Here is a 24564-nt window from a genome sequence, read left to right as displayed (position 1 = left end):
AGTCTGTTTAGTATGGCTTATGTTGCGATAAACGGTTGAGCTATTTTTTCGCTGAACCTTTTACCCGCTTTTTCCGTTTATGATCTTATGCATTATTCTTTTAAAACACTCACCGGCGCATACATCGCCGTACTACTGGCTTTTGCCTGCCTGGACGCAGTCTGGCTGGGCGTTATTGCTATGCCGTTGTATCGTGAAGCGTTTGAAAGTCTGTTGCGACCGCAATTTATTACCTGGCCATGGATCGCATTCTATCTGCTTTACTGTGCTTCGGTCGTCTGTTTAACGATACGTCCTTATGCCGGAAAGAACCTGATTCATACTTCATTAGCGGGTCTTGCCCTGGGGGCTACCGCCTACGGCACCTACAATCTGACCTGCTATTCCATTATCCGGGACTGGCCATTGAATATGACTTTGATTGACTGGATATGGGGAACCGTGGCCACAGGAATCATTGCCACCTGCGGCGGTTTTGCAGCACAAAAAATCAGCGATAAACTGGCGCACTGAGGGTGACTCAGGCCCAAAGACCCCCTATCATGGTAACCCCGTCTTATGTTCATCTGGATCGCAGTAAATTTATGGTAGACTGCGCCCGTTTTCTCAACACAGGATTCCATTTTCATGTCGTGGATGCGCAAAACGCTTTTGTCAGTGTTTCATTATCCCGTAAAGTTGCTGGTGAAAGACCACAACATTCCCGCGAATGTCGAAAAAGAACTGGGTATCGACCGTACTAAGCCGATCATTTATCTGCTGCCCACCAACTCTGTGACCGACCAGCTTGCGCTGCGTATGTGCACACAGCGGTTAGGTTTGCCCAGCCCTGTGAAAGATGTCGAACTGGCCGGCAAAACCTATCCCGCCTGTGTCTTTCTGCGTAAAACGGAACCCTTGTTCGGACAGCCGTCCCAGACGGATGTAGAATCAATATTCTCAGATCTTTTCCACTTGCATCGTGACCATGAAGATGTGGATGTGCAGGTTGTCCCGGTTTTCGTTACCTGGGGACGTGCGCCGGGTAAAGGCAAACCCGGCCTGAGTGATTTAATTGCCCATCATGCCTCACCAAGCTGGCTGCGAAAATTCTTTATCGTGATGTTTCTGGGCCGCGATAACTTCATCAATTTTAGCAAAGCCGTATCAGCGAGAGAAATGTCGACCCAGCGGGGTACGGATGACTCGATTGCTCACAAACTTGTGCGCGTAGCAAGTACTCACTTCCATCGTAAGCGCCAGAGTATGACGGGCCCCACTTTGCTCGAACGTCAGGAGTTGCACAATGCAATCCTGGGATCGGAAGCAGTTAAACGGGCCATGGCTGAAGAATCTGCGTCGAAAAAGGCGAAGAAACAGGATCCTAAAGAAGCTGTCAGAGAGTACATTGATGAGATTGCCGCAGACTACCGTGAAGGCCTGATCCGGTTCGGTGATCGCATCCTTACCCGTATCTGGAACAAGATTTATAATGGTATCAGTGTGGGTCACAGTGAGCGGATCCGTGAACTGGCTGCCAACGGTCATGAGATCATCTACGTGCCCTGTCATCGCAGTCATATGGATTACATGTTACTGACCTATGTGATTTATCACGAAGGTATGGTGACGCCTCACATTGCTGCGGGTATTAATCTTAACTTCTGGCCGGCGGGTCCCATTTTCCGTCGTAGCGGCGCCTTCTTCCTGCGCCGCAGTTTTGCCGGTAACAAGCTTTACACTGCGGTTTTCCGTGAATATCTGGAATTACTGTTTAATAAAGGCTATTCCGTTAAATATTATCCGGAAGGTGGCCGCAGCCGCACAGGTCGTCTTATCCCGCCTAAAACCGGTATGCTTGCCATGACTATGCAGGCAGTACTTAAAGGTGTTCAACGCCCTGTGAGTATTGTGCCCGTGTACATCGGGTACGAAAACGTGATGGAAGTAAAAAGCTATCTCAGTGAACTGAAAGGCAGCGGCAAAAAGAAAGAATCTAATTTGCAGGTGTTTTCTGCCATCAGAAAACTGAAAAATTATGGCCACGGTTACGTAAACTTCGGCGAGCCGATTCAGTTGAATCAGTTCCTTGAACAAAGCGTTCCTGACTGGCGTGAAACCTTACCTGCAGACCCGGAGAAAAAACCAAACTGGCTGACGCCACTGGTTAACGATCTGGCCCACGAGGTAATGCTGCGCATTAACCGCAATGCCGCCATTAACGGTATGGCGCTGATTTCTTTATGTCTGTTGTCATCTAAAACCCAGACCATGACGGAAAAAGAGCTGGTCAGGGTGATGGACAACTACCTGGCTTTGCTGCGCAGTGCACCATACAGTGATGACGCCACCATTCCCGCCAGCAATGCCAGAACCATGTTGGAAGAAACCCTGGCGTTGAAGCGCTTTGATATCAGTCAGGATGGCTACGGCACGATGATCGCGCCATTAAAAGATGCCGCTGTATTCCTTACATATTACAGAAATAATATTCTTCATTTGTTTGCCTTGCCCGGCGTGATCCTTTCAGCAGTCTTCGGCCGGCCCGGCATTCACCGTCATGAGATATTACGCCTGATGGCAGCACTATATCCTTTGCTGCAACGGGAGCTTTTCATCTACATGACTCAGGATGAGGCGCTGGCTTACACCGACAAGCTCATCACCACTTTGCTGGAACAAGGCATGCTGACAGAGATGGAGCAGGGACTGTTGCATCCGCCGGCATCATCAGACCGGGCGTTCCATTCAGCCTGGCTGCTGAGCCGGTGTATGCAGGAAACTTTCCAGCGCTACGCGGTGGTACTTACCATTATTGAGCGTGAACGGGTGATAAGCCGCAATAGTCTGGAGCGGACCAGCCGGCAGGTGGCGGAACGTCTGTCGACCTTATACGGCATGAACTCTCCGGAGTTTTACGACAAGAATGTGCTTTCTTCTTTCATTTCTGCCCTGCGGGAGAACCACTGGCTGGATTCTGCGCCGGATGGCAGTCTGAAGTATTCTGAAGAAAGCGATGCGCTGCGCCAGGATGTGTTGTCTCTGGTGTGGCCTGAAATTACCCAGCACTTGCAGAATGTGGAAGCAACGTGCGGGTAACGGATCCACGTGTAAAAGTGAAAAGGAAAGTTATGATACAGGGCACTTGTCGATATTTATTTGCCTTCGCAGTGATGCTGATGCTGGCGTCATGTTCATCTGTGCCGGATATCAGCGAATACCGGAAACCGGCAGGGTTCAAGCTGGAAAGTCCCCGTCTTGGAGCCGGTGCAGCTACCGATCAGAAAACCATATTTGTGTTTGGTGGCAGTAACCAGAAGGGTCTGCTGAATGATGTGGAAATTCTCGACCCGGCGACCAAAAACGTGCAGGTGCTGAAAAACCATATTATTCCCCGCCGCTATTTTTCGTCGGTTTATGATGACAATAACCACGTGTATCTGATTGGCGGGATCTCTGCGTCAAAACAACGGGCAAACTATGAAAGCACCGTTGAAGTGTTTAATACCATTACCCGTAAAGTGACTAAAGCGGCGACATTACCTTACCCTACGCGTACTAACACAGCAGTTTATCTGGATGGCAAAATCTATGTGCTGGGCGGCTCTCACCACGACTGGCAGACCCGCAAGCTTAAACCTACAGCACTGATGGCAGTTTATGATATCAGCAAGGACGAATGGTCTCTGGGCGCGCCGATGCCCACAGCCAAGTCCACCTCTGCTGTCACATGGCAAAACAAAATTTATGTCGTTGGTGGTTACACCGGTGAAGAGCAACTGGATGTGTTTGAACAGTACGATCCGGCGACTAAAAAGTGGAAATCTCTGCCTCCGCTGCCGGTGCCTGTCAGTGCACATACCACCACTGTGTGGCGTGATTACCTGATAGTGTTTGGTGACTACAACAATCTTGATGCTGTGTGGACTTACGACTTTAAGGCAGGCACCTGGCATCAGAGCGACTTATCCATGACCGGTGTCAGACACGCAAAAGCGGTTACCTACAACGACGCTGTATATTTGATTGGCGGTAATCAGGACTCACCGGGTCCTGTGCTCGACACTATTCAGATATTTGATGCGAAGCAATTGCGTCAGGCCGTTGGAAAATAGCCTGATCCAATTCATTCAGACATAAAAAAGGGGCTGTTCAGCCCCTTTCTTATGACAGGAAGAATTTATACGCGGGGTCGTCTGTGACCTCTTTAAACTCGTAGCTTAACTGCTGCAAGTGAGCATTAAATTCATCACGGCTTTCCGGTGGTATTTCAAAACCGGCAAGCACCAGGCCTTCAGCAGCTCCATGATTACGGTAATGGAACAGCGTTATGTTCCAGCGTTCACCCAGTGTTCCAAGGAATTTAAGTAACGCCCCCGGGTGCTCAGGAAACTCGAAAGTGAACACCGCTTCGTTCAGCAACGCTGGTGGTCTGCCGCCAACCATATGGCGTACGTGCAGCTTCGCAAGCTCGTTGTCGCTCATATTGAAGCAGTCGTAACCCTGTTCAGTCAGCGAGTCATTCAGCGCAGCAAACTCCTGCTTACCGCCTTTAAGATTTACACCCACAAAGATGTGCGCGTCTTTCTCGTTAGCAAAACGGTAATTGAATTCGGTGATAGCTTTACCGCCAAGGACTTCACAGAATTGCTTGAAAGCCCCCTTACGCTCGGGGATCTTCACTGCAAAAACAGCTTCTTTCTGCTCACCTAATTCACAACGCTCAGACACATAACGCAGCGTGTGAAAATTAATGTTGGCACCGCACAGAATACCACCCAGCTTCTTGCCCTTGATATTGTGCTCTGCCACATATTTTTTAATAGCCGCCACAGACATGGCACCGGCAGGCTCTGCGATAACACGGGTGTCATCGAAAATATCTTTGATTGCCGAACATATTTCGTCATTGGTAACAGTGATCACGCCGTCCAGCAATCTTTCACACAGACGGAACGTTTCTGTACCCATAGTTTTTACCGCAACACCGTCGGCGAAAATGCCCACCGAAGGCAGTGTCACGATTTCACCGGCTTCCATGGCCGCCTTAAAGCAGGCTGATTCTTCCGACTCAACACCGATAATTTTGATGTCCGGCTTCAGTTGCTTCAGATAAACCGCAATACCCGCAGCCAGACCACCGCCGCCGATAGCCACGAACAGAATATCCAGATTAGGATTCTGCTCCAGCAGCTCCCGGGCTACAGTTCCCTGACCGGCAATGACATCAGGGTCATCAAACGGAGGAATAAAGGTGTAGCCGTGGGTTTTCGCCAGCATCTGTGCGTGCTTGCTGGCCATATCGAAATTCGTGCCGTGGAGCACAATGTTGGCGAAGTGCCCGCCGAAGCGGCGTACCGCATCCACCTTGATATCCGGCGTGGTTTCCGGCATCACGATGGTGGCATGTACGCCTTTCTTCTTTGCACCATATGCAAGACCCTGAGCATGATTACCTGCAGATGCTGCAATAACACCAGCATCCAGTTGCGCTTTGCTCAGCGCACTTAATCTGGTGTAAGCGCCACGCAGTTTGAATGACTTAACCGGCTGCTGATCTTCACGTTTCAGATAAATATCATTACCTGTCAACTGCGAGAGTCTGGATAACACAGACAACTCGCTGTTAACCGCAACTTCATAAACCGGCGCTAACAAGACCTTTTTGAGGTATTCGTGATCGCTGACGGTCATATGTCTTCCAGTTTAGAGGCATCCCGCACAGCACCCTTATCTGCACTGGTAGCCAGCATGGCAAAGTTCTTCAGTGACAGAGACACTTTACGTTCGCGGTTCTTCGGTTTCCAGGGCTTGTCGCTGGCTTCCATCGCGGCACGGCGGTGAGCCAGTTCTTCGTCAGAAATCGCGATGTTGATAGTCCGGTTAGGGATATCAATTTCAATCTTATCGCCGTCTTCCACCAGACCAATGCCGCCACCGCTGGCCGCTTCCGGTGAACAGTGACCAATAGACAAACCGCTGGTACCGCCAGAGAAACGTCCGTCAGTGATAAGGGCACAGGCTTTACCCAGCCCTTTCGATTTCAGGTAGGAGGTCGGGTACAGCATTTCCTGCATGCCCGGGCCGCCTTTCGGACCTTCGTAACGAATGATAACCACATCACCGGCTTTCACTTCGTCACCCAGGATGCCTGCTACCGCATCATCCTGGCTTTCGTAAATTTTCGCAGTACCGGTAAATTTGAGGATAGATTCATCCACACCCGCCGTTTTCACAATACAGCCATCAACCGCCAGGTTACCGTACAGAACCGCCAGACCACCGTCCTTGCTGTAGGCATGTTCAAGATCGCGGATACAGCCTTCGCTACGGTCGGCATCGGCTTCATCCCAGCGACAATCCTGACTGAATGCCTGCGTAGTGCGGATCCCTGCAGGGCCTGCACGGAAGAAAGTATCAGCATCTTTGTTTTCAGGATTAGTGATATCCCACTCGCTGATCACTTCCGGAAGCGTCTTACCGAGAACATGATGCACGTCCTGATTCAGCAGACCGGCTTTATTGAGTTCACCAAGAATACCCAGTACGCCACCGGCACGGTGCACGTCTTCCATGTGATATTTAGGTGTAGACGGTGCCACTTTACACAAATGCGGGACTTTCCGTGACAGACGGTCGATATCTGCCATGGTGAAAGGCACTTCACCTTCCATTGCCGCTGCCAGTAAGTGCAGGATGGTGTTTGTAGAACCGCCCATGGCGATATCCAGACTCATGGCATTTTCAAATGCCTTGAAAGATGCAATGTTGCGTGGCAACGCAGTTTCATCATCATTCTTGTAGTAACGCTCACACAACTCGACTATCAGCTTACCCGCCTGCTTAAACAGCTTCTCGCGGTCAGCGTGAGTAGCCAGCATAGAACCATTCCCTGGCAGGGACAGACCCAGCGCTTCCGTTAAACAGTTCATCGAGTTTGCGGTGAACATGCCCGAGCACGAACCACAGGTCGGGCAGGCAGAACGCTCAATCTGGTCTGTGTCTTCGTCGCTGACGCGGTCATCGGCAGCAGCAACCATGGCATCAACCAGATCCAGCTTTATCAGTTGGTCTGACAACTTGGTTTTACCGGCTTCCATGGGGCCGCCGGACACAAACACCACGGGAACATTCAGGCGCATAGACGCCATCAGCATTCCCGGGGTGATTTTGTCGCAGTTAGAAATACACACAATGGCATCAGCACAATGGGCATTCACCATGTATTCAACGGCATCTGCAATGATTTCCCGTGAAGGCAGGCTGTACAGCATACCGCTGTGGCCCATGGCGATGCCGTCGTCTACCGCGATGGTGTTGAACTCTTTAGCAACACCACCGGCTTCTTCGACACTGCGGGCAACAAGTTGTCCGAGATCTTTTAAATGCACATGCCCTGGCACAAACTGCGTGAAGGAGTTGGCAATAGCAATAATCGGCTTACCGAAATCAGTGTCTTTCATACCGGTAGCGCGCCACAGCGCACGTGCGCCGGCCATATTTCTTCCCTGGGTGGAGGTTGCAGATCGTAACTTGGGCATAATGCTTTCCCGTTTCTTAATTCAATTCAAAAAAATTACTTATAAACCGGCGTTAACCAGTTCCATTTATCTTCAGTCTTGCCGTTGAACAAGCCAAAGAACATATCCTGTACTTTCTCAGTGATCGGACCGCGGGCACCGTTACCTACTGAAATACCGTCAACGCTGCGAACCGGCGTTACTTCAGCTGCTGTACCGCACATCAGAATTTCGTCAGCCAGGTACATCGCTTCACGGGGAATATTTTCCTCACGGACTTCATAGCCCATTTCTTTCAGAAGGGTGATCACTGTGTCACGGGTGATGCCGGGCAGAATGGCTGCAGTCTTCGGTGTGGTGGATACGATACCGTTGCGGATAACAAAGATATTCTCACCGGCACCTTCTGAGATATAACCGTTACGGTCCAGTGCAATACCTTCACCGTAACCATGACGACGGGCTTCCATAGAGATAAGTTGTGAAGACAGATAGTTACCGCCGGCTTTTGCACCGGTAGGGATGGTGTTAGCCGCCAGACGGTTCCATGAAGAAATACCTGCATCCACACCATTCTTCAGTGCTTCTTCACCTAAGTAAGCTCCCCATTCAAAGGCAGCAATGGCTAACTCAGTTTCAGTACCGAAAGGTACAGCCAGACCCATACCGATATCGCCGTAATAAGCGATTGGACGAATATAAGCTGATTTCAGTTCGTTCTTACGAATGATATCCATCGTTGCTTCATTGATTTGGTCCAGCGTATAAGGAATCGTCATGCGGTAAATTTTCGCAGAGTCCAGCAGACGCTTGTTGTGCTCGTCCAGACGGAAGACGCAGGTTCCTTTATCTGGCGTGTTGTACGCACGGATCCCTTCAAAGACAGATGAACCGTAATGAATAGCATGTGTCATTACATGCACAGTTGCATCTTTCCAATGCTTGATTTCACCGTTAAACCAAATAAATTCTGCTGGTTGCTTAGCCATGTTAATTCCTTCCTGTAGCAGGCTGTTCGCCTGAAACCGTTAGTTCGGTACAAAATAAGTGACAAGACAAATGTCTTAAGACGAATGATACATGACCGCAGTGAAGTGCCCAATAACCTCTCCGGACTCTGCTTGCGACTGGACAGGAATATTTACACCTTTTGTAAGGTTGCAGACACACCTGTTCACGCCTGATTTCGCCTGTAGGTCGACACAGAAAAGGATAGTCCCTGAATACGGACTTGTTATGACTGGATTGTTGATAGTTCGGAATTTTATAAAGGGCCGGAACAGGCCCCCGGATCGTGGCTGGCTGACCACGAATCTGTATGGTGCGAAGAAATAGCATGAAACCCATGCCATAATCAAGTATTTTGCGCCCTGAACGCCGATTTTCCGTTTAACCGGCGTGGGTGTTAAGCAATAAAAAAAGCTGAGTAAAGAAATGACAGACTGGTTTCACTGGTTAAACCTGGCGGGTGTGGCTGTTTGTGCCATTTCCGGCACCTTAATGGCTTACCAGAAAAAAATGGACGGCTTCGGGGTCGTCGTACTGGCATCGGTGACCGCGATTGGTGGCGGTACGCTGCGGGATATCATGCTCGATTTGCCGGTATTCTGGATTCAGAATACAGATTACATCTATACCACTTTAATTGCTGCGCTGGCGACCATTGCGTGGCTCAGAGTCAGTCCGCGATTCCCTTATCACTACTTATTGATCGCCGATGCTTTCGGTCTGGCGTTATTTAATGTCGTGGGCATGGAAAAGGCACTTATTCATGAAGCGCCCATGTCTGTGGCCATTGCCATGGGGACGATTACCGGCGTTTTCGGCGGCCTGCTGCGTGATGTTATATGTCGCGAAGTCCCGCTGGTACTGAACGGAGAGCTTTACGCCATTACCTGCATTACCGGCGGATTAAGTTACGCATTGCTGCTTTATTCCGGCTTTGATCAACATTACTGCCCCTGGGCTGCTTTGCTTGTCACCGTCGTCATGCGCCTGTGTGCCATGCGGTGGCACTGGCAACTGCCGGTATTTAAGCCCGACTGAGAACTGTTCACCGGTTCAGTTATTCCCGTTCCGCCACCTCTGTAAACTGCACAGCAGAAAGAACACAGGAGTGCGGACATGGGAATGGCAGTGGTAAAAACCCGCGCCGGTACGGGAATCGATGCCCCGCTGGTAAGGGTGGAAGTGCATCTGGCAAACGGATTGCCGGCATTTCAACTGGTGGGTATGGCAGAAACTTCAGTAAAGGAGGCCAGAGACAGGGTTCGCAGTGCGCTTATTAACAGCGGCTTTGAATTTCCGGCCAGACGGATCACGGTAAACCTGTCTCCGGCAAGTATTCCCAAGCAGGGCGGCCGTTACGATCTTGCCATCGCGGCAGGTATTTTAATGGCACATGGCCAGCTTAATGACAGCGCCTGTGACGGAATGGAATTTACCGGCGAGTTATCGCTTACCGGCGAGCTGATGGCTGTCAGTGGCATTATTCCTGCTGTCATTGCCTGCAGATCCGCAGGCCGCACACTGTTTCATCCCGCTGCGAACAAAGATGAAGCCGCACTGGTTGACGGTGCAAACCGCTTTGCTGCAGATTCTTTAATTTCCGTTTTTCTGCACCTGGCAGGGCTTGAGCCCCTTGCCGCTGATGAGAACCATCCGGTAAAGCCTGTTCATGGCTCCGCGCAGCCCGTGTGGGAAGGTATTCATGGCCAGCATCAGGCAAAACGGGCACTTATGATTGCAGCGGCCGGCGCGCATAATCTGATTTTCACGGGGCCGCCGGGCACCGGCAAAAGTTTACTTGCCAGCCGGCTGCTCCGCTTACTGCCGCCACTGTCAGCGGATGAGGCTCTGGATGTCGCGGCGTTGTATTCAGTCAAACATACCGTTACCCGCGACATCATTGCCGGTTGTCGTCCTTTCCGCTCTCCCCATCATACCAGCTCAGCCGTTGCACTTACCGGTGGTGGTGCATCACCGGCTCCCGGGGAAGTGTCACTGGCACACCACGGCGTATTATTTTTAGATGAACTGCCGGAGTTCGGCAGGCGGGCGCTGGATGTACTCCGCGAACCGCTTGAAACCGGTGAAGTGCATATTTCAAGGGCATCCGGGCAGGCCACCTTCCCGGCACGTTTCCAGTTGATAGCCGCAATGAACCCCAGTCCTACCGGCGATGCCGAAGATGGCCGTACGCCACCGGACCAGATATTGCGATACCTGAGCCGCATATCCGGTCCGCTGCTTGACCGTATCGACATACAGGTGGAAGTGCCCCGCTTACCGGACTATCAGTTAACTTTGACCCCGGAAAACCACGAACCGGAAGACATCCGTCAGCCACAGCAGAAAGTAAATCGGGCGCAGACTATACAGTACGCCCGCCAGGGAAGCCTGAACGCCATGTTGCCGGTAAATACACTGGCAGAAATCTGCGCGCTGTCTGCACAGGACACGCAATTTATTCAGATGGCGGCAGAAAAATTGTCACTCTCTATGCGGGCATTTCATCGTGCTCTGAAGGTGGCCAGAACCATTGCCGATCTTGAAGGGCAGGATACGGTACAGCGCAATCATCTGTCAGAGGCACTGGGCTACCGTGCGCTGGATAATCTGCTCCGTCAGCTTAGCGGGATCTGAAATAAAGCATCAACCAGCGGCTCGTTCCGGCGGGAAGACAAACAGCTGATCCCCAGCTCATAAGCTTCAATATCGCCAACCTGTATTTTGCTGACACTGCCTGCCATAGAGGAGTGATCCAGCACAACCTGAGGTACAAACCCCACACCGCATTCCAGTGCTACCATGCTCACAATGGCTTCATTGCCTCCCACAGAAGCATACACGTTAGGTCTTATCCCGTGTTCTGCAAACCAGTGATAAGCAATCCGTCGCGTGGGTCCGTGTTCCGGCATGATCACCTGATGCCGCCGCCAGTCTATCTGAGCCAGTTCAGTAAGCCGCCAGTCACGGGGAGCAATCAGCACCAGCGGCACTTTATCCAGTGGAGTAAAAGTCATGTCGGTGGGGAAGTCCGGAGCATGAATAGCGATCGCCACATCACATTCCTTATGCTTCACCTTTTCATTAGCCAGCGCCGGATCACCGGTCACCAGCCTGATATCCACACCGGGATAGCGGGAGCGGAACTGCCTGAGCAGGGCCGGCAGATGGCTCTGGCTGGCAGTTACCGAGCAAAATACACTGAGCTCTCCTTGTAATGCTTCGCTGTCATCGTGCAGTTCACGTTGCAAAGATTGCCAGTCTTTCAGTACTTCCGTAGAGAACGCCAGCAGCTTATGGCCGGCATGGGTAAGGACCACAGAACGGTTATTCCGCTTCAGCAACACTGTACCGCACTCTTCTTCAAGCCTTTGAATACAACGACTTAGCGTGGACGGCGACACATACATCGCCTCAGCGGTGTCACCGAAATGTAAACTGGATGCGAGATGATTGAAAAGTTGAAGTGAACGGAAATCCATAAATATTGCAAAAAATGAAATACTGTTTTGCGAATATATCATTTTCCAAAACAAAAGTGATCAAGTAATCTTCGCAGCAAGTCGTCATCGACGAGGTCATCGACTGGCTTTGAGCCCGTTGATAATGACTAGATTAATGATGTTCGGAATTTTATATGGCTAATTATTTTAATACTCTGTCTCTACGTCAGCAACTCGACCAGCTAGGTCGCTGTCGTTTCATGGAGCGCAGCGAATTCACAGACGGTTGTGAGTTCTTGAAAGGCAAGAAAGTTGTTATCGTCGGCTGTGGTGCTCAGGGCCTGAACCAGGGTCTGAACATGAGAGATTCAGGGTTGGATGTTGCTTACGCATTGCGTCAGGCAGCAATCGACGAAAAACGTGATTCTTTCCAGCGTGCAAGCAGCAACGGATTTAAAGTTGGTACCTATCAGGAACTGATCCCTGAAGCCGATCTGGTATACAACCTGACGCCTGATAAGCAGCACGCAAGCGTTGTTGAAGCGGTAATGCCGCTGATGAAAGAAGGTTCTGCATTAGGCTATTCTCACGGTTTTAATATCGTTGAAGAAGGTCAGCAAATCCGTAAAGACATCACGGTAGTGATGTGTGCACCTAAGTGTCCGGGTACTGAAGTACGTGAAGAATATAAGCGTGGTTTCGGTGTACCTACACTGATTGCGGTTCACCCTGAGAACGATCCGAAAGGTGAAGGCTGGGATATCGCAAAAGCACTGGCAAGTGCTACTGGCGGTGACCGTGCAGGTGTTCTGGAATCTTCTTTTGTTGCAGAAGTTAAATCAGACCTGATGGGCGAGCAAACCATTTTATGTGGTATGCAACAAGCCGCCGCTATCCTGGCATTTGAAAAAATGACTGCTGATGGCATCGACGCCGGCTATGCCGCTGCGTTAATTCAGTATGGTCTGGAAACCATCACCGAAGCACTGAAAATCGGTGGTGTAACAAACATGATGGACAGACTGTCAAACCCTGCGAAAATCAAAGCGTTTGATTTGTCTGAACAACTGACCGATCTGTTACGTCCACTGTTTGAAAAACATCAGGACGACATCATCAGCGGCGAGTTTTCCCGCACGATGATGGAAGATTGGGCAAACGGTGATGCCAACCTGCTTAAATGGCGTGAAGAAACTGGTCAGTCTGGTTTTGAAAATGCACCTAAGTATGATGGTAAAATCACTGAGCAAGAATTTTTTGACCACGGCATCCTGTTAGTTGCCATGATCAAGTGCGGTGTAGAAGTTGCCTTCGACGTAATGGTTGAAGCAGGTATCTTACCTGAGTCTGCCTACTACGAATCACTGCATGAAACACCATTGATTTCAAACACTATCGCTCGTAAGCGTCTGTATGAAATGAACGTGGTAATTTCCGATACTGCTGAGTACGGTAACTACCTGTTCGCAAATGCTGCAGTACCGCTGATGCGCGAGAAGTTTATGCCGTCTATCGATACCAGTGTTATCGGCAAAGGTTTAAATGTCAGCTCTAATCAAGTTGATAACCGCCGCCTGGTAGAAGTAAATGATGCCATCCGTAATACCGGTGTAGAAGCTATCGGTAAAGAATTACGCGGCTACATGACGGACATGAAAGCCATCATTGGTGTGTAACGATTTCTGTCGTTAGGTGCTTAACCAAGCCCTCTTGCCCGGCCATTTTGGTCGGGCTTTTTTATGCCTGAAATTCCGTATCAGCAAACAAAAACACCGCCTGAACGCCGGCGCTTGAATTTAGTAAGCCATACCGCTGCGCTGATTATTTACCTGGCCCTGCAATATCGATTTCCGGTAACGGCTCGGCAGTGTTAAAGCCCAGCACCTGAGAATAGAAATACAGCTCAGCATTCAGGGCTGTCACAATATTCTCAGACTTTCTGAAACCATGCCCTTCACCTTCGAACGACACGTAAGCTGTCGGAATGCCTTTGTCTTTCAGTGCTTCGAAAATCATCTCTGACTGATTTGGAGGTACCACTTTGTCTTCCAGACCCTGTAGCAGCAGTAGCGGCGCATTGAAGCCATCGAGATGATGGATGGGTGAGCGTTCAATGTACAGGTCCTTTCGTTCCGGATACGGTCCGATCACCTGGTCAAGATAGCGGGATTCAAACTTGTGGGTATCTCCCGCCAGCGCCTCAAGATCGCTGACACCATAATGACTGGCGCCCGCTTTGAACACGTCACTGAATGCCAGGGCCGCAAGCGTCGTGTAGCCACCGGCACTGCCACCGCGAATAATGAGCTTTCCGGCATCTGCCAGCCCCTGATCCGCCAGCCACTGCGCGCCGGCTACAGCATCTTCTACATCGGTTACACCCCATTCACCGTAAAGTGCATGACGATATTCACGGCCATAACCCGTACTGCCGCGATAATTAAGGTCGAGAATACCGAAGCCCCGGCTGGTCCAGAAATACTTACTCACTGAATAGGTGGGTGACGCTTTTGATGTCGGCCCGCCGTGGATCATCACAATGAGTGGCGGCGCACTGCCTTCAGGTGCTGTCACGTCCGGATTCGCCGGCGGGAAATACGTGCCGTATGCTTTCGCGTTGTCACCCACCGGGAAACTCACTTCCTGAATGGCTGGCACCCACGCCGGGGACAGCGTGGAATCACTGGAGGTTGTGATCACACTGACTTCAGGGGAGTCAGCGGTTAAACCAGATAAGGCAATCAGTTCAGCCGGCCGGGTTTGCGGATCCTGAATGACATACAATGCAGAGTCCGACTCAACAAAGTCTTCAATAGCCGCACTTTCCGGTGTCAGCACCCGCATTTCGCCGGTTTTACTGTCTAACAGATAAAGCTGGCCAATGGCTCCCTGAACCACATTCGCCAGAATGGAGCCATCCTGACGGATGCGGTAGTAATGCTTACCCACCTGCCAGGCCGGTCCGCCTGTCTCTGAATTCTCCGGCTGCGGTGACAACAGAGTAAATGCAGTGCCTGACACCTGATACAGTGACCACCAGTTATTCCGGTCGCTCAGCACGTACAGGTTGCCTTCTGCATCCCACTGGGGATCGATAGCCGATTCACCGGTATCCGGGTTATGTTCTGTCAGCCCTTCAAGCTTGCCGCCGGCGGCAAAGTCAGCCGACCAGAGCGTTGTGTTATCCCAGGGCATATCCGGATGATTCCACGCGATAAAGGCAACGGATTTGCCATCCGGAGACAGGCCGGGTGCAGACACAAAGCTGCTGCCTGAAAAAAGCACGTCGCCTTCTGACATCCCTTCAAGGGGAATGGCGACCAGCGTATTCTCCGGCTCACCGGACACGCGATGGTCTTCGCGGATACAAATCAGCCGGTGACGGGGCGCATCAAGCTCAAAGGCTCCAAAACGAACGTTTGCTGCCGGAGTGATAGCCACCGGCGCTTCGCCAATGACCATGCGGTAAACACGCTGATCATTAAAATGCGTAAACCAGACCACGCCGTTATTAACCAACATGGAACGGCCACCGTATTCGTGTACCCGTGTTCTTGCATTCCACGGTGCAGGCAGCACCTCTTGCGGCTCACCTTCACTTTGTCCCTTTTTTCTGCGCATGATGGTACACCGGCCACCTTCTTCAGGCCGGGACTCAACCCAGTAAACAAAATCACCATCGACGGCCAGAGAGGACAGACCGCGACTACCCTGCACAACCGCCTGAGCGGAGACAGGAGATGGCCAGCCACCATATCCCGTGGTGTGAGAAGAAGATGTGTTCATAAATTCCTCATCTGATTTAGTGCTTCTGATTGATTTTCCGGTAATGTAACTCACCTCATCCTATATCACCATGAAACCAGACAGCATTCACTGGCCCGTAATTTGCTGTCCAACACATATGTAGTTATGCAAAAACAGCTTTGCAAATTTCGGCCCGGCGCGCTCATCAGCAATCAACCTCTATGGCTGGCGGGGGCGTTACGGCAACTAAGAGAGAGGAAGTTCCTGATGAAGTTTTTAAATTGCTCCCTGCTGATTGCCAGTGCGACACTTATTTCATACACCGCACAAGCTAAAAATGATAATAAAGAGAAGTCTTTACCACCGGGGCTACAGAAAAAAGTAGCGAATGGGGAACCTCTCCCACCCGGCTGGCAGAAAAAACTGCAAAGGGGCGATATTTTATCCCGTGATATCTATGAGCGCAGCCGCGTGGTCATCCCGGTAGATGATAAAGGGATAGTTTCAGTACAGATAGATGGCACCATTTTGCGGCTGTACCGCGACACCAGAGAAATCATTGATATATTGAGTCGCTGAGCACAAGTAAAAACGGGGCAGATGTTTATGCCCCGTGTCCTGATTTAGCTGGAGTAAATTCAGAACTTTTGATAAATCATTAGTGCACCGACTTTTCTGCAAATCTCACGCTCACAAAAGCAAGGGAGAAGAAGATCAGGAAGCCAAATCCGATAGGATATAAGGTGCCGTTTAAGAAACTGTCGATAGACAATGCGATAGGAACAGAGAATATACTCGACATGGATCCGATGATAGCTGCGCCAAGGCCGGCCATCTGTCCCAGAGGCTGCATTGCAAGGGCGTTCAGATTACCGAACAGGATACCCACAAAGAAGAATCCGCAGAACATAACCGGCAGAAGCAAGGTCAGAGGAGGTAATCCGCTGAATGCCGTGATAAGCGCCAGGAAAACGACAGAGAAACTCACAACGCCGTATAACGCAATACCCACCAGCTTTTTCATACCAAAGCGTACTACCATCGTGCCGTTAAAGAACGATGCCAGACCGATGGAGAACGCGAGGAATGCAAAGATAAACGGGAACATGGTACCTGTGTCGTAATATTCCTGAAAAATGGTCTGTGAAGCGCTCAGGTATCCCAGGAAAGCACCGAACATAAAACCCATAGCGACGGTATAACCCATCACGTTTCCGTGGGTCAGAATAAACTTCGAAGACTGGAAAAATTTAGACCAGGCGAAGCGGCCCCGCCGGTCAGCTGGCAGTGTCTCCGGCTGGCGGGACAAAAACCATGTGCCGGTGAACACAGAGACAATCAGAAACAGCGTAAAAATATGCGTCCAGTGGAAGAACGTCAGGACAGCCTGACCCACCATCGGCGCAATCATCGGCACCAGAATGAAAACCATCATGATAAATGACATCACTCTGGCCATTGCATCACCCACATACAAATCGCGGATGATCGCCATTGCAGCCACACGGGGGCCGGAAACACCGAATGCCTGTATTAAACGGCCGGCCAGCATGGTAGACATGTCGTCTGCCATCATACAGACCACTGTGCCTACAACGAAAATCGAGATGCCAAGTAAAATGGCTTCCCGCCGGCCACGGGTATCAGAATAAGGGCCAAAAAAGAGCTGACCAAAAGCCATGCCGCCGAAGAAAATAGACACAATCAGATGCGCATCATGGGGATCGTCTGCATGCAGCGCTTCGCCAATCTGGATCAGAGCAGGCAACATCGCGTCGATGCTCAGGGCAACCAATGAAGTCATTAACGCCATCAGAGCAACAAACTCGACAAGGCCCAGCGTTGGCTTAATTGGGGAAGGGTTTTCTGACATGTGTGTTGTCTACTCTAGTCGACATAAAATAAAGGGCGCATAGTATAGCCTGAATTTGCCGGAAATTGCGTCAGTCTTTACCGCCGGAATGTAGAAAATTTACACCTTTTAAAGCATAACCGGTTTGATAAAACGCATACCCCGGCAAAATAGCGCCTTTTGAACTTTGCAGTCCGGGATATACTCTAACGCCTGTGATAATGGAGCTTTAGTTTCAACGGCAATTTTACGCAGTTTATAGCGTCTGAAAGATGATCGTTTTGCATCGTTTCTACGAATACCATTATCATTGTACGACCGTTTTTTTAGGGTAGGCATCCATCAATACTGTTTTCCGGCTTTTGCAAGAGAGCCTTTCTATCACGGGGCTTTAATGCACACTTTCCATCTGCACCACAGGAAAAGGAAATTCGCCCGGTTATGATTCACCGTTTTACTGTTAACGCCTGGCAGCGTTTTGTGCTGTCCTGCGCCCTTGTGTTACCTGCATTTTGCACCTTCGCCATCGATGTGGATATTGAAGGCGTAGAAGACGGGAAACTGGAAGATAATATCCGTTTACACCTTAACAGTCTGGATATCAGCAAAGATGTGTTGTCAGACCCGTTCTGGCAGGATGAGCTGGGTGCGACAGTGTCAACAGCGGTTGAGCCTTTCGGCTATTACAACAGCACGACGACCGTAGAAGTATCCGGCGATGATGTGATCCTTCATGTGAATCTGGACACGCCGCTGACAGTGACCAATGTTACCCGTGAGATCATCGGTACCGGCCGTGAAGATAAAGATTTCCGTGACCGCTTTAATGCCTTTTCGCTGAAAAAAGGCGATGTACTGAATCAGCCGGTATACGAAAACTTTAAATCGTCCATGTTTAATTACGCGTTGTCCCACGGTTATTTTGACTTTAACTGGCAGGCAACGCGGCTCGACCTGGTCAGGGAAGAAAGAGCAGCCAATATTCTGCTTATCGCACAGAGCGGCCCCCGCTATAAGTTCGGTGAAGTAAAGCTGATTGGCGATCAGAAGTCTGAAGCCATCCTCAACCGGTTAAAGCCCTTTGAATCCGGCGAGTATTACTCGTCGGCGAAACTGACCGAATTTAACCGCCGTCTGAATCAGTCGGGTTACTTCTCACGAGTTATTGCCCGTCCGGTGGTCAGCGAAGCGGTGGATCTGACTGTGCCCGTTGAGATTACACTGGTACACAAGCCCCGGGATACCTTTAACGTGGGCCTGGGTGCGGCTACAGATACAGGTGCCCGGTTGCGGTTAAAATGGGAACGGCCATGGATCAACACACGGGGACACTCGGTTACCTCTGAACTGTTTTTATCTTCTCCGGAGCAGTCGTTTACGGTGGACTACCGTATTCCAATGCAAGATATCACCAATGACTACCTTAGTATTGAAGGCGGTTACCAGTTTATTGACTACAGCAATACCAATACCGAGGCTGAAACCCTTACCGTTGCCGCGCACCGTTACTGGCAGGAAGCCAATTCCCCCTGGCAGCAGGACGGCTCGCTGACTTATCTGCGGGAAAATTACACCCAGGGTACGAGTGTGGAACAGACAACCCAGTTGGTAATGCCGGGGTACGCCATACGTTATCTGGATCGTAACGACCCGCTGAATATCACCAGAGGCACCTACCTCCAGGCGTTTTTCCAGTTTGGCCGTGACAACGCCGGTTCTGACATCAATATCACTAAGACCGTTTTGGAAGGCGGCATGATCCGTACACTCAATAAACACTGGCTGATGCTGAGAGCAGAAGGCGGTGCCATTGAGACCAATGACTTTTACCGTGTACCTGCATCACTGCGGTTTTTCGCCGGTGGTGATCAGAGTATCCGGGGCTTCGCTTACCGCGATATCTCACCGAAAAAGAATGTTTATATTGACCCGGAAACTGGTGAAGAGATTGTTGACGTCATTATCGACCCGGAAACCGGAGAGGAACTTACCGACGTGTCGGTGGGCGGCCGCTACCTGGTGACGGCCAGTGTTGAATACGCCTACCGTATAGCCGAAAACTGGCGTGCTGCGGTCTTCACTGACGCCGGTACGGCAACCAACGACTTTGACGAAGGCCTGGCTTATGGCTTTGGTGTGGGTTTTCACTGGTTATCGCCTATTGGACCTGTGCGGGTTTATGGTGCCAGAGGTCTGTCTGAATTCGAAAACAGCTGGCGGCTTCACTTTATTCTGGGGCCGGAACTATGAGCAGACGGAAGTTCACTTTCTGGTTTTTTACCACTCTGCTGCTGATTGTACTGGTTGCAGGCCTTATCATCAGTCCGTTAGGTACGCCTGTGATCCGCTATATTGCGAACAAGGCTGTCGATGGATTACATATCGAAAATATCAACGGAACGGTACTCAGTGACTTCTCTGTAGAAGGCGTAAGCTGGCAGAACGAACAGTGGTCGGTAAACGTTAAGCGGGCTGAAATCAATGTGGTTTTAGGCTGTCTCATCACATCCAAAGTGTGTATCGACTATCTGAACGTTGATGGCACCCGTGTTGAGCAACTCTCCGAAGCACCCGCTGAGGATGAGCCGGAACCGGAAAGTACAGAACCGGTTGAAATTCCGGTTCCGGTGAAAATCAATACATTAGGTATTACGGATGTGTCGGTTAAGTTGCTGGCAGGTCACATCACTCTGCAGTCTTTGTCACTGGAAGGTCAGGTCTTTAAAGAGGTGACGCTGTCACCGGTAAATATTGAAGGACTTATTGTCGCACTGCCAGAAAGTACAGAGAAAGCAGCGGATAATGCCGGTGATGACAAACCGGTGAGTTATGCACTGAGCTATAAAGCGCCGGAACTACCTGAAATAGTCATCCCCATCCCGGTCACCGTGGAAAATTTCACCCTGCGTAATACAAAGTTAAAGCAGGGCGACGTGGTGACGCAGGAAATGGCGCTGCTGAGTTTCAGTACCCTGACACTGGAATCGAGCGATATCGCACTGGATAAGCTCCACGTGGAACATACGCTGGCCAAACTCGATGCGGATGCAAAGGTGACCTTGTCCGGTGATTATCCTCTGTCTTTAGCAGCCAGTGCTGATGTTAATGCCGCCGGTGTGGAGGAGCAGGTCAACGTGTCTGCCGACGGCTCCCTGAAAGCACTAGCGCTGGATGTTGATGCCAGCGGAACATATTCAGCCAGCGTGGCCGGTAACGCCAGCATTCTGGATGATACACTGCCACTCGAACTCTCTGTTAGCTGGCCGGAGCAACCTGTACCTGACGTTAAGGACACCAGATTGTGGGAAGGTGCGCTGGATCTCACAGGTACCATGGGCAACTACCATTTTACCGCCAAAACCGGTGCAACCTTGCCGGATATCGGCGATATTCCCGTTGATGCCGACGTGGTACTTAACAGCAACAACATCACGGTGAATGCCCTGACAGTGGATATTCTCGAAGGGAAAATTACCAATACCGGCACACTGTTTTTAAATGAATCTGTCAGCTGGTCGGGAAAAACCAGACTTAACGGTATTTCAGCGCGCAGTTTGTCGCCCTATGCACCATCGCAAATTGAAGGCGGACTAACCAGTCTGATGCAGCTCACCGACAAGGGCGTTGAAGTCAGCGTTACCGATCTTGCAGTGGACGGCATCAGGGACGGTAGTGAGCTGAACGTGACAGGATCACTGGTGTACTCTCAGGCCAGCGACTTAATTGTTACCAATCTGGGTGTTGTGCAGGAAAAAAACCGGGTTCACGTTGCCGCGCAAGTATTTAACCAGCGTTATATTAATGCAGATATTGACTTGGACGTAGACGCCACTGAGCAGCTTTATCCTGATGTATCCGGTCAGATAAAAGGTCGTATCAAAGCCAAAGGTGAATGGAGCGATCCGGTGGCGGAAGGTGACATCACACTCACCGGCGTAAAAGTATCGCCGGTACTGAGCGCGCTGGCCGCTGAACAGGGAGAAATGAACGGTAATCTGGGGATCAGCGGCTCGTTATCAGCACACAATTTTAATGTGGATCTCACCCTGCCTGATCATCACCTGAAACTGGAAATGGACGGCGCGTGGAAAGACGAACGCTACACCGCCGACATCACAAACAGCCAGCTGGGATTACTGACAACACGGTGGCAGTTAAATCAGCCTTTCCGGGTTGCAGTGCGGCCAGAACCTTTCAGCATGAAAATATCTGAGAATTGTTGGGAGTCCCGTGAGAACGGTGAGCTTTGCATCGAAGATGTGTTGTTCAAAGATGAACGGACAAAATGGATTGTCAAAGCGAACGGTCTGCCACTCGGGTTGTGGGCTCATGAGCTGCTGCCCGACACATTTACAGCCAGTTCTGATGCGAAGCTGTCGGTGAATACAACCGGTGAATTTGGCAAGAATGCGCCAATGACAGCGAATTTTGATCTGGCAGTCACTCCGTCTGTCTGGACAATGGGGCCTGAACAGCAACTGAAGCTGAACCTCGATGAAGTCTCCGCCAAAGGCCGCTATGAAGACGATTTGCTTACCTCCACACTGAACATTCTCAGCGAACAGCTGGGGGCGGTAAACGCCGACATGAAAGTCAGACCCGTTGAAGAAAACATTCCGCTGGAAGGGACGGTGAATATCGACAATATCCGCATCGCACCGTTCAAACCCATGTCAAAAGCGATTAGGGAACTGGAAGGTTCACTTAACGGCCAGCTGGCAATTAAAGGCACGGCAAGCTCACCGTCGCTCACAGGCAGCGTGAAGCTGACTAACGGCAATGTGGATATTGAAGATATGCCGGTGAAAATAGGCGACTGGGAACAGACTATCGAATTCGTCAACCGCAGTGCCACCTTTAACGGCGCGTTTTTGCTTGGTGAAGGAAAAGGGACATTATCCGGCGATGTAAACTGGGAGGATGAGCTTACCGCTAATGTGAACCTCAAAGGCAAACGCTTCCAGATTAATCAGCGTGATATCCGCATGCAGGTGTCGCCTGACATTACGGCCAGCATCAAACCGGGCAACGTAAAGGTGACCGGCAATGTGAACCTGCCCTGGGCCAGAGTAAAAATTGAAGAACTGCCTGCCAGCGCGGTTTCGCCATCCAAAGACGTGCATTTACGGGGCGAACCGCCGGTTGAAGACCCGCTGGATATTATTGATGCCACTGTCATGGTAAACATCGACAAAGACAAAACCGGCGAAGTAAAGCTGGATGCTTTCGGGCTGACAGCTAACCTTTACGGCGGCATTGAAGTCAGAACCCATCCTGCGCTGGTGGGATACGGCGATTTGCAGATCCTTGACGGACGCTATCAGGCCTATGGTCAGGACTTGATTATTCAGACCGGTGAAGTGCAGTTTAACGGCCCGCTGGATCAACCCATGCTGCTGGTCGAAGCTATCCGCGACCCGGACAAAACAGAAGATGGTGTGGTCGCGGGTATCCGCATTGACGGCGCGGCTGACAGCCCGAATATAAACTTATTCTCTGAGCCGGCAATGAACCAGAGTAACAGTCTGTCATACCTGTTAACCGGCTCCGGCCCGGGATCATCCAGTTCTTCTTCGCCAGACTACAACGCCTTGCTGCTGGGCTTCGGTTTATCCAATACAGAGAAGCTGCAAGGCAAAGTGGGCAGTGCGCTGGGGATTGAAGATTTCAGCGTCGGCACCACATCAAGTGCAGGGGGCGGCGCAACGAAGTTATCATTGAATGGCCGCATAAACGATCGTCTTACTGTGCAATACAATGTTGACGTGGGCCTGAGCGGAGACAACAGCAGTACGCAAACACTGAGACGACGTCAGGAGCCACCCGACCTGGCACTGCGTTATCGTCTGCTACCCAAACTATTTGTAGAAGGTGTTCAGACTACCATTGAAGAACAAACGGAATTTGCTATCGATTTTTATTATGAGTTCTTTCTGGGCGGCCCGCAGGAAGCAGAGAAAAAAGCTGATGATGAGGCTGACGAGGAGTAATCATGCAATCTGTACCGTTTTCCATTCTTGACCTGGCGCACATCGGTGAAGGCCAGACGGCAGCCGATGCCTTTGAAAAAAGCAAAGCCATTGCGGCAGAGGCAGAAGCACAAGGCTACCAGCGCCTCTGGCTGGCAGAACACCACGGTATGCGGGGTGTAGCCAGTGCAGCAACAGCGGTATTACTGGCGGCTATCGGTAATGCCACCCGCCATATCCGTATCGGGTCTGGCGGCATTATGTTGCCCAATCACTCACCGCTGGTCATTGCCGAACAGTTCGGTACGCTGGCGACACTGTTTCCGGGCCGGATTGATTTAGGCCTTGGCCGTGCACCGGGTACAGATATGGCGACGGCCATGGCGCTTCGCAGAAATATGCACGCCAGCGTGGATGACTATCCCGCCGATGTGCAGGCTCTGCAGGCGTATTTGTCTGATGACAAAGGTGGCAAGGGAGTTATCGCCATGCCGGGCGCAGGCACCCGTGTACCACTTTGGCTGCTGGGCTCCAGCCTTTACTCGGCAAAACTTGCTGGTCAGCTCGGTCTACCCTATTCATTTGCCTCCCATTTTGCACCGGAAATGTTGCAGGATGCCATAAGCGTTTACCGCGCCAGCTTCAGACCCTCTGAACAGCTGGAGAAACCTTTTGTATCCGCCGGTGTGATGGCAGTAGTCGCAGATGACGAAGACGAGGCTGCCCGGCTGTTTACGTCGGTCCAGTTGCAATTTGCTAACCTGAGAAAGCAGGCCAACAAACCCATGCCGGCTCCGGTGGATCACATTGAAGCCGTATTGTCTGAATACGAAATCGCGGCCATCAATAACACCCTCCGCTTTGCCATTACCGGCACGCCGCAGCAGGCTGAGCGCCAGATTGCACAGTTTATTGAGGCTACCGGCGTAGATGAGATGATTTTCTCATTCCCGGTCACCGATACCGGAAAATGCTTACAGGCAATCCGTCATGTTGGCAGCCTGACGTCAGTGATGACTAAGCAGGACTGGGCCGCCTGAACAACG

The 24564-nt window shown here is 50.8% G+C and carries 16 protein-coding genes; 10 read left to right on the top strand and 6 right to left on the bottom strand.

Features of this window, described 5'->3' with window-relative positions:
- The first annotated feature begins 87 nt into the window (after positions 1-87).
- From AC4PME_RS05355 to AC4PME_RS05345, 3 genes are all read left to right on the top strand, one after another.
- On the top strand, positions 88-513 hold the full coding sequence (locus tag AC4PME_RS05355) for a DUF2177 family protein (RefSeq protein WP_303572478.1): 426 nt from the start codon (positions 88-90) through the stop codon (positions 511-513).
- Positions 514-627: 114 nt separating this feature from the next.
- Positions 628-3078, top strand: a complete 2451-nt coding sequence (plsB, locus tag AC4PME_RS05350) for a glycerol-3-phosphate 1-O-acyltransferase PlsB (RefSeq protein ID WP_491044825.1) — start codon at positions 628-630, stop codon at positions 3076-3078.
- A 32-nt stretch (positions 3079-3110) separates the two neighbouring features.
- Entirely contained in the window at positions 3111-4094 is a 984-nt protein-coding gene (locus AC4PME_RS05345) for a Kelch repeat-containing protein (protein WP_491044826.1), read from the top strand.
- 49 nt (positions 4095-4143) lie between these two features.
- On the opposite strand, the gene ilvA is transcribed toward AC4PME_RS05345, so the two are convergent.
- Genes ilvA through AC4PME_RS05330 form a run of 3 tightly spaced genes read right to left on the bottom strand, consistent with a single transcriptional unit; the run spans position 4144 to position 8488 of the window.
- The gene (gene ilvA, locus AC4PME_RS05340) at positions 4144-5673 is read right to left on the bottom strand and encodes a threonine ammonia-lyase, biosynthetic (RefSeq protein ID WP_119503166.1); all 1530 of its coding nucleotides are present in this window, start codon (positions 5671-5673) and stop codon (positions 4144-4146) included.
- The gene (ilvD, locus tag AC4PME_RS05335) at positions 5670-7520 is read right to left on the bottom strand and encodes a dihydroxy-acid dehydratase (RefSeq protein WP_491044827.1); all 1851 of its coding nucleotides are present in this window, start codon (positions 7518-7520) and stop codon (positions 5670-5672) included. The genes ilvA and ilvD overlap by 4 nt, the downstream gene beginning before the upstream one ends.
- A 35-nt stretch (positions 7521-7555) precedes the next feature.
- On the bottom strand, positions 7556-8488 hold the full coding sequence (locus AC4PME_RS05330) for a branched-chain amino acid transaminase (protein ID WP_119503168.1): 933 nt from the start codon (positions 8486-8488) through the stop codon (positions 7556-7558).
- Positions 8489-8933: 445 nt separating this feature from the next.
- On the opposite strand from AC4PME_RS05330, the gene AC4PME_RS05325 reads away from it, so the two are divergent.
- Positions 8934-9545 (top strand): trimeric intracellular cation channel family protein, encoded by a 612-nt coding sequence (locus AC4PME_RS05325; protein WP_119503169.1) that lies wholly within the window; start codon positions 8934-8936, stop codon positions 9543-9545.
- A gap of 78 nt (positions 9546-9623) precedes the next feature.
- The gene (locus tag AC4PME_RS05320; protein ID WP_491044828.1) at positions 9624-11144 is read left to right on the top strand and encodes a YifB family Mg chelatase-like AAA ATPase; all 1521 of its coding nucleotides are present in this window, start codon (positions 9624-9626) and stop codon (positions 11142-11144) included.
- On the opposite strand, the gene ilvY is transcribed toward AC4PME_RS05320, so the two are convergent.
- Entirely contained in the window at positions 11126-11989 is an 864-nt protein-coding gene (ilvY, locus tag AC4PME_RS05315) for an HTH-type transcriptional activator IlvY (protein WP_491044829.1), read from the bottom strand. The genes AC4PME_RS05320 and ilvY overlap by 19 nt on opposite strands.
- Positions 11990-12144: 155 nt before the next feature.
- Between ilvY and ilvC the strand changes: the two genes are divergently transcribed.
- Positions 12145-13626: a ketol-acid reductoisomerase gene (ilvC, locus tag AC4PME_RS05310; protein WP_119503171.1), complete on the top strand. Its 1482-nt coding sequence runs from the start codon at positions 12145-12147 to the stop codon at positions 13624-13626.
- Positions 13627-13771: 145 nt separating this feature from the next.
- Here the strand turns inward: ilvC and AC4PME_RS05305 are convergent, their stop codons facing one another.
- Positions 13772-15736 carry an alpha/beta hydrolase family protein gene (locus AC4PME_RS05305; RefSeq protein ID WP_491044830.1) on the bottom strand — a complete coding sequence of 655 codons (1965 nt, stop codon included), beginning with the start codon at positions 15734-15736 and terminating at the stop codon, positions 13772-13774.
- Between the two features lie 228 nt (positions 15737-15964).
- Here AC4PME_RS05305 and AC4PME_RS05300 point away from each other — a divergent pair, with 228 nt between their 5' ends.
- Positions 15965-16276: a hypothetical protein gene (locus AC4PME_RS05300; RefSeq protein ID WP_491226063.1), complete on the top strand. Its 312-nt coding sequence runs from the start codon at positions 15965-15967 to the stop codon at positions 16274-16276.
- A 79-nt stretch (positions 16277-16355) separates the two neighbouring features.
- Here the strand turns inward: AC4PME_RS05300 and AC4PME_RS05295 are convergent, their stop codons facing one another.
- Positions 16356-17570 (bottom strand): multidrug effflux MFS transporter, encoded by a 1215-nt coding sequence (locus AC4PME_RS05295; RefSeq protein WP_119503173.1) that lies wholly within the window; start codon positions 17568-17570, stop codon positions 16356-16358.
- A 420-nt stretch (positions 17571-17990) separates the two neighbouring features.
- Between AC4PME_RS05295 and AC4PME_RS05290 the strand changes: the two genes are divergently transcribed.
- Genes AC4PME_RS05290 through AC4PME_RS05280 form a run of 3 tightly spaced genes read left to right on the top strand, consistent with a single transcriptional unit; the run spans position 17991 to position 24558 of the window.
- Positions 17991-19799 (top strand): autotransporter assembly complex protein TamA, encoded by a 1809-nt coding sequence (locus AC4PME_RS05290; protein ID WP_119503174.1) that lies wholly within the window; start codon positions 17991-17993, stop codon positions 19797-19799.
- A complete protein-coding gene (locus AC4PME_RS05285; RefSeq protein WP_491044832.1) occupies positions 19796-23539 on the top strand; it encodes a translocation/assembly module TamB domain-containing protein in 3744 nt (1247 codons plus the stop codon). The genes AC4PME_RS05290 and AC4PME_RS05285 overlap by 4 nt, the downstream gene beginning before the upstream one ends.
- Positions 23539-24558, top strand: coding sequence for an LLM class flavin-dependent oxidoreductase (locus tag AC4PME_RS05280; RefSeq protein WP_491044899.1), 1020 nt, complete (start codon positions 23539-23541; stop codon positions 24556-24558). Before AC4PME_RS05285 ends, AC4PME_RS05280 begins: the two co-directional genes overlap by 1 nt.
- Positions 24559-24564 lie beyond the last annotated feature (6 nt).

The sequence above is a fragment of the Alteromonas sp. genome, assembly GCF_984505615.1.
Note: the sequence above shows the minus strand (reverse complement) of the source record. Positions and strands in the feature narration are given on the sequence as shown.

Bases quoted from the DNA above. Each gene is read 5' to 3' on its own strand.
- ilvA (WP_119503166.1), bottom strand. From the start codon at position 5,673: ATGACCGTCAGCGATCACGAATACCTCAAAAAGGTCTTGTTAGCGCCG.
- AC4PME_RS05330 (WP_119503168.1), bottom strand. From the start codon at position 8,488: ATGGCTAAGCAACCAGCAGAATTTATTTGGTTTAACGGTGAAATCAAG.
- AC4PME_RS05285 (WP_491044832.1), top strand. From the start codon at position 19,796: ATGAGCAGACGGAAGTTCACTTTCTGGTTTTTTACCACTCTGCTGCTG.
- AC4PME_RS05320 (WP_491044828.1), top strand. From the start codon at position 9,624: ATGGGAATGGCAGTGGTAAAAACCCGCGCCGGTACGGGAATCGATGCC.
- plsB (WP_491044825.1), top strand. From the start codon at position 628: ATGTCGTGGATGCGCAAAACGCTTTTGTCAGTGTTTCATTATCCCGTA.
- AC4PME_RS05305 (WP_491044830.1), bottom strand. From the start codon at position 15,736: ATGAACACATCTTCTTCTCACACCACGGGATATGGTGGCTGGCCATCT.
- AC4PME_RS05345 (WP_491044826.1), top strand. From the start codon at position 3,111: ATGATACAGGGCACTTGTCGATATTTATTTGCCTTCGCAGTGATGCTG.
- ilvC (WP_119503171.1), top strand. From the start codon at position 12,145: ATGGCTAATTATTTTAATACTCTGTCTCTACGTCAGCAACTCGACCAG.
- ilvY (WP_491044829.1), bottom strand. From the start codon at position 11,989: ATGGATTTCCGTTCACTTCAACTTTTCAATCATCTCGCATCCAGTTTA.
- AC4PME_RS05295 (WP_119503173.1), bottom strand. From the start codon at position 17,570: ATGTCAGAAAACCCTTCCCCAATTAAGCCAACGCTGGGCCTTGTCGAG.
- AC4PME_RS05325 (WP_119503169.1), top strand. From the start codon at position 8,934: ATGACAGACTGGTTTCACTGGTTAAACCTGGCGGGTGTGGCTGTTTGT.
- AC4PME_RS05355 (WP_303572478.1), top strand. From the start codon at position 88: ATGCATTATTCTTTTAAAACACTCACCGGCGCATACATCGCCGTACTA.
- AC4PME_RS05300 (WP_491226063.1), top strand. From the start codon at position 15,965: ATGAAGTTTTTAAATTGCTCCCTGCTGATTGCCAGTGCGACACTTATT.
- AC4PME_RS05290 (WP_119503174.1), top strand. From the start codon at position 17,991: ATGATTCACCGTTTTACTGTTAACGCCTGGCAGCGTTTTGTGCTGTCC.
- ilvD (WP_491044827.1), bottom strand. From the start codon at position 7,520: ATGCCCAAGTTACGATCTGCAACCTCCACCCAGGGAAGAAATATGGCC.